Origin of the sequence: Corynebacterium genitalium ATCC 33030 (assembly GCF_000143825.1) — a bacterium.
Taxonomy (GTDB): Bacteria; Actinomycetota; Actinomycetes; order Mycobacteriales; family Mycobacteriaceae; genus Corynebacterium; species Corynebacterium genitalium.
In genome coordinates, this window is the sequence record NZ_CM000961.1 from 1,296,523 (window position 1) to 1,312,657 (window position 16,135).

At 62.1% G+C, this 16,135-nt stretch carries 13 protein-coding genes; 6 read left to right on the top strand and 7 right to left on the bottom strand.

The genetic code is table 11. The annotated features are described in order from the left end of the window. Positions 1 to 57: 57 nt before the first annotated feature. A complete protein-coding gene (locus HMPREF0291_RS06115) occupies positions 58 to 1,815 on the bottom strand; it encodes a dihydroxyacetone kinase family protein (RefSeq protein WP_005289481.1) in 1,758 nt (585 codons plus the stop codon). Positions 1,816 to 1,965: 150 nt separating this feature from the next. Then, a complete protein-coding gene (sucB, locus tag HMPREF0291_RS06120) occupies positions 1,966 to 4,164 on the bottom strand; it encodes a 2-oxoglutarate dehydrogenase, E2 component, dihydrolipoamide succinyltransferase (RefSeq protein ID WP_005289482.1) in 2,199 nt (732 codons plus the stop codon). Positions 4,165 to 4,300: 136 nt separating this feature from the next. On the opposite strand from sucB, the gene HMPREF0291_RS06125 reads away from it, so the two are divergent. Then, on the top strand, positions 4,301 to 4,696 hold the full coding sequence (locus HMPREF0291_RS06125; RefSeq protein WP_040424316.1) for a hypothetical protein: 396 nt from the start codon (positions 4,301 to 4,303) through the stop codon (positions 4,694 to 4,696). Between the two features lie 19 nt (positions 4,697 to 4,715). Here the strand turns inward: HMPREF0291_RS06125 and HMPREF0291_RS06130 are convergent, their stop codons facing one another. Further along, positions 4,716 to 6,275: a leucyl aminopeptidase gene (locus HMPREF0291_RS06130; protein WP_005289487.1), complete on the bottom strand. Its 1,560-nt coding sequence runs from the start codon at positions 6,273 to 6,275 to the stop codon at positions 4,716 to 4,718. A gap of 99 nt (positions 6,276 to 6,374) precedes the next feature. Between HMPREF0291_RS06130 and HMPREF0291_RS06135 the strand changes: the two genes are divergently transcribed. Further along, positions 6,375 to 7,496, top strand: a complete 1,122-nt coding sequence (locus HMPREF0291_RS06135; RefSeq protein ID WP_040423587.1) for a branched-chain amino acid aminotransferase — start codon at positions 6,375 to 6,377, stop codon at positions 7,494 to 7,496. Here HMPREF0291_RS06135 and HMPREF0291_RS06140 read toward each other — a convergent pair. Both HMPREF0291_RS06140 and HMPREF0291_RS06145 read right to left on the bottom strand, forming a co-directional pair. Continuing rightward, a complete protein-coding gene (locus tag HMPREF0291_RS06140) occupies positions 7,493 to 8,530 on the bottom strand; it encodes a nicotinate-nucleotide--dimethylbenzimidazole phosphoribosyltransferase (protein WP_005289491.1) in 1,038 nt (345 codons plus the stop codon). The genes HMPREF0291_RS06135 and HMPREF0291_RS06140 overlap by 4 nt on opposite strands. A gap of 14 nt (positions 8,531 to 8,544) precedes the next feature. Then, on the bottom strand, positions 8,545 to 9,294 hold the full coding sequence (locus tag HMPREF0291_RS06145) for a DUF3043 domain-containing protein (protein ID WP_005289493.1): 750 nt from the start codon (positions 9,292 to 9,294) through the stop codon (positions 8,545 to 8,547). 245 nt (positions 9,295 to 9,539) lie between these two features. Here HMPREF0291_RS06145 and HMPREF0291_RS06150 point away from each other — a divergent pair, with 245 nt between their 5' ends. Further along, positions 9,540 to 9,884 carry a HesB/IscA family protein gene (locus tag HMPREF0291_RS06150; RefSeq protein ID WP_005289494.1) on the top strand — a complete coding sequence of 115 codons (345 nt, stop codon included), beginning with the start codon at positions 9,540 to 9,542 and terminating at the stop codon, positions 9,882 to 9,884. A gap of 114 nt (positions 9,885 to 9,998) precedes the next feature. On the opposite strand, the gene HMPREF0291_RS06155 is transcribed toward HMPREF0291_RS06150, so the two are convergent. After that, a complete protein-coding gene (locus HMPREF0291_RS06155) occupies positions 9,999 to 11,060 on the bottom strand; it encodes a S41 family peptidase (protein ID WP_005289496.1) in 1,062 nt (353 codons plus the stop codon). A 136-nt stretch (positions 11,061 to 11,196) separates the two neighbouring features. After that, entirely contained in the window at positions 11,197 to 13,119 is a 1,923-nt protein-coding gene (asnB, locus tag HMPREF0291_RS06160) for an asparagine synthase (glutamine-hydrolyzing) (protein ID WP_005289497.1), read from the bottom strand. Positions 13,120 to 13,479: 360 nt separating this feature from the next. Here asnB and ctaC point away from each other — a divergent pair, with 360 nt between their 5' ends. From ctaC to ctaE, 3 genes are all read left to right on the top strand, one after another. After that, entirely contained in the window at positions 13,480 to 14,571 is a 1,092-nt protein-coding gene (gene ctaC / locus HMPREF0291_RS06165) for an aa3-type cytochrome oxidase subunit II (protein WP_005289500.1), read from the top strand. A 19-nt stretch (positions 14,572 to 14,590) separates the two neighbouring features. Further along, positions 14,591 to 15,022 (top strand): aa3-type cytochrome oxidase subunit IV, encoded by a 432-nt coding sequence (gene ctaF, locus HMPREF0291_RS06170; RefSeq protein WP_005289502.1) that lies wholly within the window; start codon positions 14,591 to 14,593, stop codon positions 15,020 to 15,022. 436 nt (positions 15,023 to 15,458) lie between these two features. After that, positions 15,459 to 16,079 carry an aa3-type cytochrome oxidase subunit III gene (ctaE, locus tag HMPREF0291_RS06175; protein ID WP_198002190.1) on the top strand — a complete coding sequence of 207 codons (621 nt, stop codon included), beginning with the start codon at positions 15,459 to 15,461 and terminating at the stop codon, positions 16,077 to 16,079. Positions 16,080 to 16,135 lie beyond the last annotated feature (56 nt).

A 16,135-nucleotide genomic window follows, 5' to 3' on the forward strand; every position in this document is an offset into this window, starting at 1 on the left:
TCTCCTTTAGTTTCCGGGGTGATTCAGTTGGTCTCCCACAAGTTTAAGTGAGGGGTTTTAGAACTCGTCCACAGCTGCTTCGCCGAACAGCCACGTAACGGCAATCGCGCCGGGGTCGGGCACATCGGAGGCGGATTCGCCCAGGTAAGAGGCGCGTCCCTTCTTCGCTGCCATGCCGCGGGTCGACTTCGCGCCCTTGACTGCCGGCTCGAAAACGCGCTCCAGAACCTCATCGATGGATTCGGCGCTGGTGATGTCGGAGGCGGCCTTGGCGGCGGGAGCCAAAGCGTCGATAAGCGTGTTGTCTCCCTCCTTGGCGCCGCCGAGCTCCGTGATCGCCTCGACACCGTTGTTCAGGCCCGTCGCCAGCGTCTTCGCAAAGGCTCCCGCGCCCGCGTCGCGCGAGTCCACGCCGGTTTCAGCGAAGGCGTCGCTCATTTCGCGGAAGAACGTGCCCAGGACCGCGCCTGAGGTGCCGCCGGCACGCACGAGCATGCGGTGGGCGAAGAACTCGAGCGCTTGCTCGTCGGAGCACTTCAGCGGGGTCGTGATGTCGCCGAAAGCGGCTTCCATGTTCTGGCCGAAGTCGCCGTCGCCGGCAATGCGGTCGAGCTCGGTGAGGTCGTCGAAAGCGCCAGAGAGGCGGTCGACAAACGCGCTGAGCCACTTGTTCTTCTTGCCGTTGACCGGCTGTTCAAAATCATCCTCCATCGCAGCAAGGGCGAACTTCGGGTTGACGGCAGCGGCGGGCCAGGCAGGGGCAGATGTCTCGGCATCGAGCAGCTCCAGCATTTCTCGGTTGACCTTCGTCAACGTCAGCGAGACACCGGCCATGTTCAGAGAAGTCACCAATGAGCCGCGGTAGCCGCGCTTGACCTTGATGCCCTTTTCCTCGAGCTGCTTGCACGCCTCGCCGAAAACGAGGTCGAGCTCCAGCTCGCTCGTGCCGCCCAGCCCGTTGACCAGAAGAACAACATCGGTGTTCTCCTTGACCGTGACATCGGCCTTGTTGAGGGAAGTGATGATCCCGTCGAGCAGTTCCTCAACAAGGTTGGCTGCCGTCGGCTTCTTCACACCCGGTTTTTGCTTGCGGCGCTCAACACCAGGCTCGCCGTGGATGCCCACACCGATCTCGATCTCCTTCTCCTCAAGGTCGAAGGTTTGGCGGTCGCTGGTGGGCAAGTGGCCTGCCTGAAGCGCCACGGCCATGCTGCGGGACTGGTCGGCGGCCTTCTGCCCCCACTTGACCACATCTTTCAACTCATCACCGCGGGCAGCAGAAGCTCCGGCAATCTTCTCCACGATGATGGTCGCGCCGGTACCGCGCCGGCCGGGGGAGTGATCGTTGTCGATTTCAGTGGCGACATCGTCCGCCACGATGATCTGGCCAACTTCCCCCTCGACGGTGTTCGCCGCCACGGTGAAGTTCATGACGTCGCCCGTGTAGTTCTTCACCACATGGACCACACCCTTGCCGCGGTCAGCCCACTCGGTGGCGGCGATGACCTGGACGGCGTTCGGGGAGGTGAACACCAGACCTGGGCAGGCCGCGTCCAGCATGCCCTCCCCAATGAAACCGGCGTGCATCGGCTCGTGGCCGGAACCGCCGCCGGAAATCACGCCGACCTTGCCGCGCTGATTGCTCTCTTCCTGTGTGCGTTTGCGGCCGATGAACCCTTCGCTGTGCCACTCGGCGTCCGGGTGTGCAGCAACCAGGCCACCGATCGCCTCCTCGATGAAATCTGCCGCATCGTTTCGGAAGGATTTGAAGGTCTCGGTCTTCTTCTTTTTCGCGCTGTCCTGTGCCTTTGTCATACCTCCAGTCTAGAGGGATCGGCGAGGTGGCGTGCCCGGTTCGCAACCCGCACAGGGGTTGCACATCCGCGGTGTCGATGGGATCTGGGAAAGCTGAAACCCGGCCCCAGCCGAAGCTGGTACCGGGCTCAGTGCGCGGAGACTGGGGGATTAGATGTCCAAGTCGTCCTGGAAGTCGCCGGCCTCGATGCGGTCCACGATGGTGGAGACGAAGCGGCCAGCGTCAGCACCGTCGACCAGCTGGTGGTCGTAGGTGAACGGCAGGAAGCACATCTGGCGGATCGCGATGGAGTCGATGCCGTCCTCGGTGACAATGACCGGGCGCTTCTGGATCGCCGCGGTGCCCAGGATGCCGGCCTGTGGCGGGGTGAGGATCGGGGTATCCAGCAGTGCACCCTCGGAGCCGATGTTGGACACCGTGAAGGTGGCCCCCGACAGGTCATCCGGGCGCAGCTTCTTGTTGCGTGCGCGCTCGGCGACATCAGCCACGCCCTTGGCAATGTCAGCCAGGGTCATGTCCTGAACGTTCTTCAGCACCGGCACGAGCAGACCCTGCGGGGTGTCCACCGCGACGCCAATGTTGACGGTGTCGTGGTAGGTGATCTCCTTGGTCTCAGCGTTGTAGGACGCGTTGACGTTCGGGTGGGAAACCAGAGCCTCTGCGGCGGCCTTGATGAAGAAGTGCAGGTACGTGATGTTCACGCCGTGCTTATCGACGAACGCCGGCTTCGCAGCCTTACGCAGCTCTGCAACGCGCGTGACGTCGGCCTCCTGGACGTGGGTGAGCTGTGCAGTGATCTGCAGGGACTCGACCATCTTGGCGGCCGTGATTTCGCGGATGCGGTTGACCTTCTGGGTCGTGCCGATCAGCTCGGACTTCGCCGGGTCCACAGACTTCGTGGACCAGCGGGAGCGCGGGCCAGCGTCCTTCTGCTCAGCGGCAGCAGCCTGGGTCGACTCAGCGGAGTCGGCGGAGCCACCCTGCGCAGCAGCCAGGACATCCTGCTTGCGGATGCGGCCGCCGACACCAGTGCCCTCGATGGAGTTGAGGTCCACACCGTGCTTGTCAGCCAGCTTGCGCACCAGCGGGGTCACGTACGGCACCTTGCCGCCGTTGTCGACCTTCGCCGAGGTGTTGGTGGACTCAGCGGAGTCACCTGCAGGCTTCTCGTCCTTCTTCGGTGCCTCGGACTTCGGCTTCTCGTCCTTGGCTGCCTGCTTCTCTTCCTTGACCTCAGGCTCAGCGGGCTTCTCCTCCTTTGCAGGGGGCTCGGAAGCAGAGGTGCCAGAGTCGTCGGAACCGGAATCGTCAGCAGCCGCCTCAGCGTCACCGACGCGGGCAATGACCTCGCCGACCTCGACGGTGTCGTCCTCTTCTGCGAGGATTTCCAGCAGAGTGCCCTCCACCGGGGACGGGATTTCGGTGTCGACCTTGTCGGTGGAGACCTCGAGCAGCGGCTCGTCGACCTCGACCATGTCGCCGACGGACTTCAGCCACGTGGTGATGGTGCCTTCGGTGACAGACTCACCCAGTTCCGGCATCTCCACGTCGGTGGACTCACCAGAGCCCTTCTTGTTGGTGGAGGACTTGTTCTCGGAGTCCTTCTTCGGTGCGTCAGCCGGGTTGTCGCCTTCGCCTTGTGCCGAGTTGTCGTCGTCGACCTCTTCGTCAGCGTCAGCAACATCGTCCTCGCCGCGGTTGGTCTGCTCCGGCTCGTCGGAAGCACCCGCTGCGTCAGCGTCACCAACACGGGCGATGACTTCGCCGACCTCAACGGTGTCATCCTCTTCCGCGAGGATCTCGACCAGGGTGCCGGCCACCGGGGACGGGATCTCGGTGTCGACCTTGTCGGTGGAAACCTCGAGCAGCGGCTCGTCGACCTCAACCTCGTCGCCGACGGACTTCAGCCACGTGGTGATGGTGCCCTCGGTGACAGACTCACCCAGCTCCGGCATTTCAACATCGGTGGCGCTTCCGGAGCCGCCGGACTTCTTCGGCGCGGACTCCTCCTGCGCCGGCTTCTCGTCGGTCTCTTCCTTCTCTGCCTCTGCAGAGTCGTCCGAGTCAGCCGCGTCAGAGCCGGAGCCGGAATCACCGGACGGCTCTTCGCCCTCGTCGCCGACGACAGCGATGACTTCGCCGACCTCGACAGTGTCGTCCTCCTCAGCCTTGATCTCCAGCAGCACGCCAGCGACCGGGGACGGGATCTCGGTGTCGACCTTGTCGGTGGAGACCTCGAGCAATGGCTCGTCGACCTCGACGGTGTCGCCGACCTCCTTGAGCCACGTCGTGATGGTGCCTTCGGTGACCGATTCGCCCAGCTCGGGCATCTCTACAGAGTGAGCCATGGTTGTGTGTGTCTCCTATAAAAGTTTGCAGACGTTGAATCTCTTCCCAGAGTACTCGCTTCCCAGGCATCGCGTCCGCAAGTGTGATGTCCGCCAAATACGGGGGGTGCGACAGGGGAGGCCTACAATATTGACCGTGTTCAATCTGTTCGGCTCACGCAAGAAGAATTCCCCGTTCAAGCCGCCGCGCGGCCCGGGGGAGACTGTGCGGCCGGAAGATGCCCAGTATCTCAAGCAGTGGGCGGAGCGGCATGGGTTCGTCGAGGGCTTCGTCGAGCCGGAAACGATGGTCAACGAAATGTCAGTCGTGCTCGTTGCGGACAATGGCGAGTACACGCGCCGCAACATTGGGGGACCCACGGGCATTGACGCGGTGAGCAAGATGCTGGGCATTTCGCTTTACGACGTTGAAGAGACCGGATACCCAGACCGCATGCGGAAACGGATGGAGCAGGAACGGATCCTGCGTAAGCGCGCCGAACAAAAAGAACGCCGCGCCAAGTTCGAGCGCGGCGAAGACCCTAACGTCTAGGCGACGGAGCCCTTAAACGTTAGGAGCAGATCGAACGAATCGTCTCCACGATGGTGCGCACCGGCACACCGGTCGCCCGGGCGGGAATGAATCCGTAGGGGCCGCCGGTGTTCCAAGCGGGGGAGGCGACGTCGATATGCGCCCAGGGGATCTCCTCGCCGTCGGCGGTCTCGCCCACGAACTTGGATAGGTAGGTGGCGGCGAATTCCATGCCGCCGAAGCGGTCCGAGTTGGCGTTTTTGATGTCGGCCACCTTGGAGGCGATTTCCTCGTCGTGTTCTTCCAGCATCGGCATGGCCCAGCCGGGTTCATCGATCTCGCGTGCCGTTTCGGCGATCTGGTCGCGCAGTTCGTCTGAACCCATGATGCCGAAGGTGCGCTTGCCCAGCGCCACCATCTGCGCGCCGGTCAAGGTGGATGTTTCGATGAGGTAGTCGGGGTGGTCCTCGCTGGCGCGGGCAATTGCGTCGGCAAGCACGAGGCGGCCCTCGGCGTCAGTGTTGATCACCTCGGATGTCATGCCGCCGTAGTGGGTGATCACGTCGCCAGGGCGTTGCGCCGTACCGGATGGCATGTTTTCTGCCAGGGGAAGCCATGCGTCGACACGCGCAGGTAGCTCGAGCGCAGCGATCGCGGAGGTAGCCGCGAGCACAGCTGCGGAACCTCCCATGTCCATCACCATCTGCTCCATCCCGGCGGCAGGTTTGATGGAGATGCCGCCGGTGTCGAAGGTGATGCCTTTACCGACGAGCGCCACGGAGGTGCCCGCGTTCTCTGACGCCCAGGAGAGGTGGACGAGACGCGGCGGACGCTCAGAACCCTGACCAACGGCGGTGATACCGCCGAAACCCTGCTCGCGGAGCTGATCGTGGTCGAGTACCTCCACGGTGAGACCGCACCGACCGGCGACCGCAGTAGCGATGTCGGCGTAGTTGGCGGGGTAGAGCAGGTTCGACGGCGTGTTCACCAGGTCACGGGCGAGGGCGACCGCGTTGGCAACGGTGACGGCGGCATCGAACTGGTCGCGGTCGGCCTCATCGCCGATGACAGTGACCAAGGGGCGCCGCGCCGGGGTGTCGCTGTACCCCTCGACCTCGGCAGTTTTCTCTCCTTCGGCGGTGTCCGGGGTGGCCTTGTCCGCACTCTTGAGGCCGTTGTAGGCGTAGCCGCCGAGAAGCAGTCCCTCCACAGTCGCGCGGATACCGTAGCTGCCCAGAACGACTGCGTTCGTGGAGTCCTTCAGCGCCCGCGCAGCCGCACCCATCGCGCGGCGCAGAGCGGTCTCGTCCAAACCGTCCTCACCAACACCGACGGCAACGTAGAGCACACCGTCGCTGACGAGCTTCGTGATTTCCCCCAACTTGCCCGTCGCCCCGAGGGACTCGAGCTGACGGTAAACCTCAGCACTGGTCAGAGGTGACGTAGGCATAACCAGCTCCCCATCCTCCTGCAGGACGGGGATGATCCTCGTGTTCGCTGACTCGGCTCTAGCAATGTCGGCGGCGAACTCCAGCTGCGGCATGGTGCCGTGCGCTGGTAGTAGATCGGAGAAGTGGGGGAGTTTCGCATGAGTGGACATGCCAGCGATCCTACTGGCCTCGTTGACTACGGATAACCCCCGGTCTGGACTATGGCAGCGCGGTCGGGGGCGGTCGGGGGCGGGAGTATGATTCCGGGTATGACGAACCACAACCTCCCTGAATTCACCGTTACAAAGAACGAGAATCCGAAGAGTGCGCAGGAGCGCGCGGAGATTCTGGAAAACCCAATGTTCGGTAAGAAATTCACCGACCACATGGTTTCCATCGATTGGACTAAGGATCAGGGGTGGCACAACGCGCAGGTGCGCCCGTACGAGAATGTCTCCTTCGATCCGGCATCGATGGTTTTCCACTACGGTCAGGCCATCTTTGAGGGGTTGAAGGCCTACCGTCACGCCGACGGCACCATCGTCACTTTCCGGCCGGAACAGAACGCGCGCCGTATGCAGAACTCGGCGGAACGTCTGGCTATGCCGGAGATTCCGGAGGAGCTGTTCATTGAGTCGCTGCGCCAGCTGGTTGATATTGACCACGAGTGGGTCCCGGAGGCCGGGGGTGAGGCGGCGCTGTACCTGCGCCCATTCATGATCTCCACGCAGGTCGGGTTAGGCGTGCACCCGGCTGACTCCTACACTTTCTTCGTCATCGCGTCCCCGGCTGGCTCCTATTTCTCCGGTGGCGTGAACCCGGTCAAGGTCTGGATTAGCGACGATTATGTCCGCGCCGCGCCAGGCGGTACCGGCGCAGCCAAGTTCGCGGGCAACTACGCCGCGTCTCTGCTGGCCCAGGCGCAAGCCGAAGAGAAGGGCTGCGACCAGGTGGTGTGGCTTGACGCTATCGAGCGGACCTACATCGAAGAGATGGGCGGCATGAACCTCATGTTCGTTTATGGCTCCGGTGACAGCGCCAGGGTGGTCACCCCGGAACTGTCTGGTTCGCTGCTTCCTGGCATTACGCGCGACTCACTGTTGCAGGTCGCACGCGACCTTGGCTTTACGACGGAGGAAGTGCGCATCACAGTCGACGACTGGCGCAACGGTGCCGAATCGGGGGAAATCACCGAAACCATGGCATGCGGCACCGCGGCTGTGATCACCCCGGTCGGCCACGTCGTGGGCAATGACGTTGACTTCACCGTCAACGGCAATGAAGCCGGTGATGTCACGATGGCAATGCGCGATCGTCTCACCGCGATCCAGCGCGGAGAGCATGAGGACACCCACGGCTGGCTGCACACCCTGGTGCAGGGCGGGAACTAAAGCACCGGGTCGCCGCTGGCGGCTTGGTTGTCAGCCTGCTGGCTGGCCTGGGCGCGCATCTCGTCGCGCACCAAGTCCACGGCAGCTTTGACCAAGGGAAGGGTGGCGGCTCCGCCAGTTGCTTGTCCCGTGGACATGTCCAGGGCAGCCACCGGCGTGAGATCAAGTGCTTGGAGGCAGACCATGTGGCACGGTTCCGGACTCAACTGGCCGGCGAGGAGCCATTCTTTCGTCCCCGGAGCGAGGCGCTCGGCGGTGTAGGCCGCAACGGCGGTGTATGCGCCGTCGATAAGCACTGGCGTACGCCGCACCGCGCATTGCGCAATGAACGCAGTGAGCGCAACGAAGTCCGGGGCCGAGATTCTCCGCAGCACTTCGAGGACATCCTCGCGCTGGTCGCGGACGCGGAACATGGCATCGCGCACCGCGGCGACTTTAGTCTTCCACACTTCGTCATTAATCCCGCTGCCGCGCCCAACGGCGACAGCCGGTTCCGTGAAGGTGAACGTGCCCATGACGGCAGCAGCGACGGTGGTGTTCCCCACGCCGAGGTCACCGAGCACGATCAGATCGCTGCCCGAATCGATCTCGTGATCCGCAGCGGACTTGCCCAATTGTGCGGCGCGCTCGAACTCGTCCGGGCTCATGGCGTCGTCGACATCGATGGGGCCGGACGGGGCGTCCACGTTGACGTCGATAAGGCGCACGGATGCCCCAGCATTCCGAGCGAGCGCACACACTGGTGCCGCACCGGATTGAATTTCCTGCGCTTGCACCGCCGACGCATCGGGAGTGAACGCAGAGACGCCGCGCTGCGCAATGCCGTGGCTAGCGGCGAACACGACCACTCGCACCGTGCCCAGGGGCCTCGGTGGAGCCTCGCCTTGCCGTCCAGCCACCCACGCACCGATGCCTGCCAAGCGGCCAAAAGACAGCCCGCGCGGATTCTGTGTCAACGCTGACTGGACTGCAGCCTCCGCAGACGCGTCAGGGGCGGGGACCGGATCGAACGCGAGCGAAAGAGGAGTAGACACGGCGCGGGCCCCTTCTACACCTTGGAACCGAGAGCGACCTGCGGCTTGGGCGTGCGCCAGTTGCGTGGCTGTGACGCGCGGGAGAAGGCGTACATGCCCAGGCCAAAGCCGGTGTCGTTCTCCTCAGGGAACTTTTCCTTGACGGCCTTGTTGGCCTTGCGGCCGATGATGAACGCCTCCGCCAGCACCGTCGCGATGAAAATCATCGACAACGTCGACAGCACCGCAGCCATCTGCGGCACGAACTGGCCGATGAGCATAATCAGCAACATCACGAACGCCGCCGGCATGATGTAGTTGGAGATGAAACGGCGCGAATCCACCCAATCGCGGACGTACTTGCGCACCTTTCCCTTGTCGCGGTCCATGAGGTACGCCTCTTCACCGGCGTCCATCTTGGCTTGCAATTCCTTGTTCTGTGCGCGGCGCTGCGCGCGCTCCTGCTTCTTGTAGTCCTTCCACTCTTCCTTGGACATGGACTTCTTCAGCTCTTTGCGCTTCTGCGCAGCCTGCGGAGTGGACATCGCGTTCGGGTCGCGGATCACACCGCGCTTGACCTCCTGGTCGTGGCGCTTCGGCGTGGGGCGCCCCTTCGGCGGAGTGTAGCCCTTGGGCAGTTTCTTCTCTGGGGCATTTTTAGCGCCGTCCGTGCTTGCCGTGCTGGTCGTGCTGGTCACCTCGGACTTGTGTTCAGCAAGATCGACTTTGGTGGAGCCGCCGGCCGCGGCATCGGTCGCGTCAGTTTTCTGCCAGGGAAGTTTCACGCTCTCTAGGCTACAAGGCCGGTTTCTGTTACAGCCACACAGGGTCGACGGGTTCGTGCAGCTTGACGGCCGTGGCAGTGCGCCGGTTTCTGCTCCTGGAATGCAGTTCGCATCGTGGGTGTTGGACACGGTAGAAGTCCGCTCCTTCGCTCCAAGTTAGGGTGCACTAGCATCCGTTCCGGCTCGGGGAGTAGGCTCGGACCCCGAAACTGCAACACGGCCTCAATTGGCCAAGGAGATGTTTTATGACTGCACCGACTTCCACTACCGGCGTCAAGCTGACCGACGCAGCTGCAGCTAAGGCAAAGGCGCTGCTGGATCAGGAAGGCCGCAACGACCTGTCTCTGCGCATCGCTGTGCAGCCGGGTGGCTGCGCTGGTCTGCGCTACCAGCTCTACTTCGACGACCGCGACCTCGACGGCGACAAGGCCGATGTCGTCGGCGGTGTGCGCCTCGTCGTGGACAAGATGTCTGTTCCGTACCTCATGGGCGCAGAGATCGACTTCGCAGACACGATTGAGCAGCAGGGCTTCACCATTGATAACCCGAACGCCGGTGGCTCCTGCGCCTGCGGCGACTCTTTCAACTAAGACGAACGCTCCGCTGAGAGCGAGGATTGAATTAAGCGCCCCTCGGGGCGCTTAATTCTTTAGGTTGAGTACCGGTGCCAGCCGGTGCCCTAGCATCTATTCGCAGCCGTGCTCCTATTCGCAGCCGTGCTCCTCGCGAAGCCATGTCTTGGCCGCTGCCAAAGCAGCGTCGCTCGAATCAGTCTTTGTGTCGGGTTCGATTGGATCCTCCGCGTAGGTTTGGCCGGTACGGTCGCGGTTCCTGGCTGTGGTGAGCATCAGCTCGCTGCCGTCGGGGAATTCATAGACATTATTCGCCGAGGCGAACCCAGCGGTCGGCGTGCCGAAGCTGCGGGAATTGTCCAGACCGCGGAAGGACAGCATGGTCGCCTCACCGGAAGACGCGGTCGCGTCACTGACGAGCACAGCCGTCGGCGCATCCCATTTGCCACCGGTGGTTGAGAGGGGAGTGCCGCCGCCGCTGACTGAATTCCCCTCGACCTTCACCGGCATCGCATTGCCGGAAGCGACGAACTCGATCGCAGTGCCGTCGGGGATGATGGGAGAGAGACCCGCCAGCATAGGGCCCATGTCGCCGCCGTCGTTGGTCTGTAGATCCACGATTGCGCCGCATGCGCCGTTATCGCGGGCCTGCGTCAGGCCGTTCGACAGCTCGTCAGCGTAGCTCTGCACGTCGTCGTCGCGGTGGATACCGGGAACCGTGGCGATGGCGACGGCACTCTCCACGTTGACGGTGGGTTCGGATGCGCCGTCTTCGGCGTTTTCGTCATCAACGCGCTGCTGCTTTTCATCGGGGGAGATCAGGCGCGAGTGCTTACCGCCCGCGGCGCGAACCGCGTTGTTGAGATCTTCGCGCACTTCGTCGACAGAATCCGCCTTCTTGGCCACATCTTTGGCGTGCTCGCTCGCGGCCGAGAATTCCTCCGAGTCGCTGTAGATACCTTGCTCGGCCAGCTGAAGTACCGTCGAGGTGTAGCGTTTCGGTGAGTCCGTGCCCACAAAACGTGCCGTCCCCGTAGTCATCGCGGTGACGGCCGGGCCGTAAAAGTACACGGCTACTGCAGCGACTATCACCACGGCGAGGGCTAGCGCCCCGATCACGGTCCAGACTTTCCTTCGGTTTGTCTTGGTCTCGGACTTTCGCTGTAACTGCTGGTTGCTCTGCGCGTTGGTCATAGTGCGAATTGAACCGACAGAAGCACGAAAATTCAGTAACCCTGCTTATCCAATCGGGGTAGAGCCAGCACTACCCCGTCCACCGGCGTGTGTGGTGCCGACGAGCGGGGTAGTGGGGCAGGGAGAGTGGTGAGCCTTAGAGCTTCACCGGATAATCGCGCTGCTCAATGCCGGGATCGATGCGGTGCTCGACGAAAATGCCGTGCCAGACCATGAACGCCAGCACGGTCCACAGACGACGCGAGTGGTCGGAGACACCGTCGCGGTGCTCCTTGAGCATCTCTTCGACTTCGTGCTTGTTGAAGATGTCGTCGGTCTGGGAGTCGCGGATGGTCTGCTGGGCCCAACCGTAGAGCTCGTCGCCGGCGAGCCAGTGGCGCATAGGCACGGGGAAGCCGAGCTTCTTGCGGTGCAGGACGTGCGGCGGGACGATCTGCTCCATGGCCTTGCGCAGGGCGTATTTGGTTGTTCCGTCCGCGATCTTCAGATCGTGAGGGATGGTCTCCGCGACAGCGAAGACCTCCTTATCCAGGAACGGCACGCGCAGCTCGAGGGAGTGCGCCATGTTGATCTTGTCAGCCTTGACCAGGATGTCGCCGCGCATCCACGTGAACAGGTCCAAGTGCTGCATGCGTGCGACCGGGTCCATGTCGACGGACTCGGCGTAAATCGGTGCGGTGACCTCGCGGTGGTCCCACTCGCGCTTGGCCCACGGAAGCACTCGGCGCAGCTGGTCGTAGTTGAAGGAGCGCGCGTTACCGTAGTAGCGATCCTCCATCGGCATCGTTCCGCGCTCAAGCAGTGACTTACCCTTCATTCCCTCAGGCAGAATGTGGCTTAACCGATTGAGGCCCTTGAGCAGGGGGTCCGGCATCTTCTCGAACGGCGCGAGAGACAGGGGCTCCTTATAGATGGTGTAGCCGCCGAAGAGCTCGTCCGCGCCCTCACCGGACAGGACCACCTTGACGTGCTTCCGAGCCTCTTGCGCCACGAAGAAGAGCGGGACGAGCGACGGGTCAGCCACCGGGTCGTCGAGGTACCACATGATCTTCGGGATGGACTCGGCGTATTCCTCCGGAGAGACGATCTTGACTATGTGTTCAACGCCGATCGCTTCCGCGGACTCAGCCGCGACATCGACCTCGGAGTAACCCTGGCGTTCAAAACCGGTGGTGAACGTCAGCAAGTTCGGGTTGTGCCGCTTAGCCAATGTCGCAATAGCGGTCGAGTCAATACCGCCGGAGAGGAAGGAGCCGACGGTCACGTCTGCGCGCATGTGCTTTGCGACGGAATCTTCCAGGGCGGCGGCAATAGCGTCGAAAAGCTTTTGTTCTTCGCCTTTGATCACCGGCGTGACATTGAACTGGGGCCGGAAGTAGCGCTCCGCGACGACCTCACCGCCGGGGGTCAGCGTGGCGGTGCATCCAGATTCGAGCCGGCGGATGGCCGCGTGGAGAGATTCCGGCTCCGGGACGTACTGCAGGTCCACATAATGCTCGATGGCGCGCTTATCCAGGCTCAGATCCAGCCCGAGCTCCGGCGCCATCTCCAGGATGGACTTCTTCTCCGAGGAGAAGACGGTGCCTGCGTCAGTTGTGGCGTAGTAGAGGGGCTTGATTCCGAACTGGTCGCGGGCAGCGAACACGACCCGGTCCTGGGTGTCCCAGATGGTGAAGGCGAACATGCCTCGGAGGTGGTTCACCACGTCCTTGCCCCAGTGGTGGTAGCCCACCACGATGGTTTCGGAATCACCGTGCGTGTTGAAGGTGTAGCCGAGGGCGGACAGCTCATCGCGCAGTTCTATGTAGTTGTAGATCTCACCGTTGAACGTCAGTGCGTAGCGCTGCGGGTTGTCTTCCGGCCCCCAGCGCAACGGCTGGTGGGAGTGCTCGAGGTCAATGATGGACAGGCGGTTGAAGCCGAAAACTGCGTCATCGTCGTTCCACGTCCCGGCGGCATCTGGGCCGCGGTGGTGGAAACATGGCAGGGCACGCTCGGTGGCCGCGACGAAGCGGGCAGCGTCCGAATTGCTGCTGAGCATTGCGAGAAGACCGCACATAAGTGGGTGGCTCCTTAGAAAGAGTTGAGTAAAACTAGCTCCACCCACAATAGATCTGCGGGGCGCCGCTGAGTCTATTGGTGTCGCACCACCTTTAGCCCGTCCCCGTTAGGGGTGCAACTTCCGATTGATATTCTGCAAGATAAGTGTGACCGCAATTACGCCTGTGGGAAATCTGTGGCGGATCTGCGCACAGTGACTGCAGGTGACCGGCTAGGACAGCGCCTCTTTGGGGGCTCTGCGTAGGCCGTGGCTCTGCGTCGCCGAAAACGCGGGAGCCGTGCAGGTTAAACATGTGGCGCTGATCCTCTATTCTGACTGGGTAGGAATATTCTGTGTGGATAGGAAGGCTTTACACACGTGGATACGGCAAAGAACCGTGGCCTTGCCAAGAAGCTCTGCTTCGCAGGGATTATCGCCCTGAGCGGCTTGGGCCTGACGGGCTGTGAGGTCGCACCGCCGAGCGCACTCGGCAACCTGCTGGACATGGGCTGGCCTGACCCGGTCACCCCTGAAGGTGCCAGCATGTACAACTTCTGGGTCTGGGTCTGGCTCGTTGCCTGGATCATCGGCATCATCATGTGGGCCATCTTCATCTACGCGGTCTTCGCGTGGAACAGCAAGCGCCGTCAGAAGCAGGGCCACGGTGAGTTCCCGAAGCAGCTGCAGTACAACATCCCGCTCGAGCTGGCGCTGACCATTGTGCCGATCCTGATCGTCATGGTCCTGTTCTTCTTCACGGTCCAGGCGCAGACCAAGGTTGTGGCCCTGGATAAAGAGCCTGATGTGACTGTCGATGTCACGGCGTTCCAGTGGAACTGGAAGTTCGGCTACGCGGAGGTCAAGGGAGACCTGTCGCCGGTCGGCGGGGACTATGACGGTAGCGATCTGGAGCGCCAGAAGCTGGCCGACGAGACCAAGATCGACGACGAGAACATGGTCAACGGCAACCCGATCCACGGCCAGTCTTCGAACGACCAGTCCTACCTCAACTACAACCTGATTGAGACTGTCGGTTCCACCGAGGAAGTTCCGGTTCTGGTTCTGCCGACCGACACAGCGATCGAGTTCCGTCTCGCATCCAGCGATGTGAGCCACGCCTTCTGGGTTCCGGAGTTCCTGTTCAAGCGCGATGCTTACTCTCACCCGGAGATGAACCAGCAGGAGCGCAGCTTCCAGATCGAGGAGATCACCGAGACCGGTTCCTTCGTCGGCCGCTGTGCTGAGATGTGCGGTACCTACCACGCAATGATGAACTTCGAAATCCGTGCGGTCACGCCGGATCAGTTCCGCGAGTACATGGACTTCCGCCACAACAACCCCGAAGCATCCAACTCCGAGGCTCTCGAGGCCATCGGCGAGGAGCCGTTCGCTACGTCCACCCGCCCGTTCAACTCCGACCGCACCGGCACGCGCGACGGAAACAACGCCGTCGACAACGTCGGCATCTAAGAGAGGCTAGGTACACATCATGGGTGCAGGATCAAAGGTCTTCTACGGAATCGGCGTCTTCATCGCGGTCATTGCGGTGCTCTACGCCCTGGGCACTAACTTCGTCGGCGACGACGCGTACATGGGCGGCTACGAATGGGCCGGCGGTGTGGCCCTGGTTCTCGCAGCTGCTTTCTCCTTCATGCTCGGCGGTTACCTTCACTTCACCGAACGTCGCATCGATATCCTCCCGGAGGACTGGGAGGAAGCAGAGGTTGAGGACGGCGCTGGTGTTTTGGGCTTCTTCTCCCCGAACTCCGTCTGGCCGATGGTGATGACTGGTGGCATTACCCTCATGGCTTTCGGGATCTGCTTCTGGCAGCTGTGGCTTCTGGCCCTTGGTGTCGTCGTGCTCATCTGGGGCGTGACGATGCTGAACCTGCAGTACGGTATCCCCCGCGAGAAGCACTAAGACTTCGCCGCAAAGGCGAACGTAACTTCCGCCCCCACGCCCCGTGGCGTGGGGGTTTCCATTTTTCTATTGGGGCAGACCAACCTTTCGGTCGATGGGGTGAGGGGTCATCCGAAAGTTGATGGGGGTGCACGTTTCTGCAGGCCGAATGTGTGAATCCAGTCACACGCGGGAACTAAGACGTTCGTGGCGCACGTTCGCTTAGCGGCGTTCCCGCAGTGGGGTGAGAATGGTGCCGCGTTAGGGGAATCGCGGCTCAAGCTATGACCTGCACGGATGACCGTCGTAAAGCACCGCGAAATAGTTCCCGGACGGATGCGTGGCTGCGACACGCGGAATGTGAGCAGAAATACGGGCAGGTCCGTGAACTGCTCACATGAAAAACTCGGGGGTAAACAAGGTGACTTTAGGGTTCAAAAGCGGGATACTAATACGCGTGACGACTGCAACAACGAACCCAGGTATGGCGACTTCGCCCGACCGTTTGCCGGTGCTGAACCGACCGAACATGGTCAGCGTCGGAACGATCGTGTTCCTCGCCCAAGAATTGATGTTCTTCGCCGGCTTGTTCGCGATGTACTTCACCTCGCGTGCAAACGGCATGAAAACTGGTGATTGGGCTGTTCAAACCGATCACCTCAACGTTCTCTTCGGAACGATCATCACCATTGTGCTGGTGACCTCCTCGGTCACCTCGCAGCTTGGTGTGTTCGCCGCAGAGAAGGGTGATGTCTTCGGGCTGCGCAAGTGGTTCACCGTGACCATCGCCCTGGGCGTGATCTTCCTGGGTCTGGTCGCCTACGAGTGGGCTGAGATGGTCATGCACGGCGTGACCCCGCAGTCCAGCGTCTACGGGTCGGTGTTCTACATCATCACCGGCTTCCACATGGCGCACGTGACCGCGGGCATCATCGCGTTCTGCATTGTCATGGCCCGCGTGGCCAAGTCGAAGTTCACCCCGGCGCAGGCAACTGCGGCCATGGTGACCTCCTACTACTGGCACTTCGTCGACGTCATTTGGATCGGCGTGTTCGTTACTCTCTACCTCGTTCAGTAGCTGCCCACACGGGCACTCGCTCGCACGCAGCACGCTGATTGAAAATCTGATTTCGC

What these genes read in the sequence shown, in the direction of transcription:
- HMPREF0291_RS06115 (WP_005289481.1), bottom strand. Translation starts at nt 1,815, where the DNA reads ATGACAAAGGCACAGGACAGCGCGAAAAAGAAGAAGACCGAGACCTTC.
- sucB (WP_005289482.1), bottom strand. Translation starts at nt 4,164, where the DNA reads ATGGCTCACTCTGTAGAGATGCCCGAGCTGGGCGAATCGGTCACCGAA.
- HMPREF0291_RS06130 (WP_005289487.1), bottom strand. Translation starts at nt 6,275, where the DNA reads ATGTCCACTCATGCGAAACTCCCCCACTTCTCCGATCTACTACCAGCG.
- HMPREF0291_RS06135 (WP_040423587.1), top strand. Translation starts at nt 6,375, where the DNA reads ATGACGAACCACAACCTCCCTGAATTCACCGTTACAAAGAACGAGAAT.
- HMPREF0291_RS06150 (WP_005289494.1), top strand. Translation starts at nt 9,540, where the DNA reads ATGACTGCACCGACTTCCACTACCGGCGTCAAGCTGACCGACGCAGCT.
- HMPREF0291_RS06155 (WP_005289496.1), bottom strand. Translation starts at nt 11,060, where the DNA reads ATGACCAACGCGCAGAGCAACCAGCAGTTACAGCGAAAGTCCGAGACC.
- asnB (WP_005289497.1), bottom strand. Translation starts at nt 13,119, where the DNA reads ATGTGCGGTCTTCTCGCAATGCTCAGCAGCAATTCGGACGCTGCCCGC.
- ctaF (WP_005289502.1), top strand. Translation starts at nt 14,591, where the DNA reads ATGGGTGCAGGATCAAAGGTCTTCTACGGAATCGGCGTCTTCATCGCG.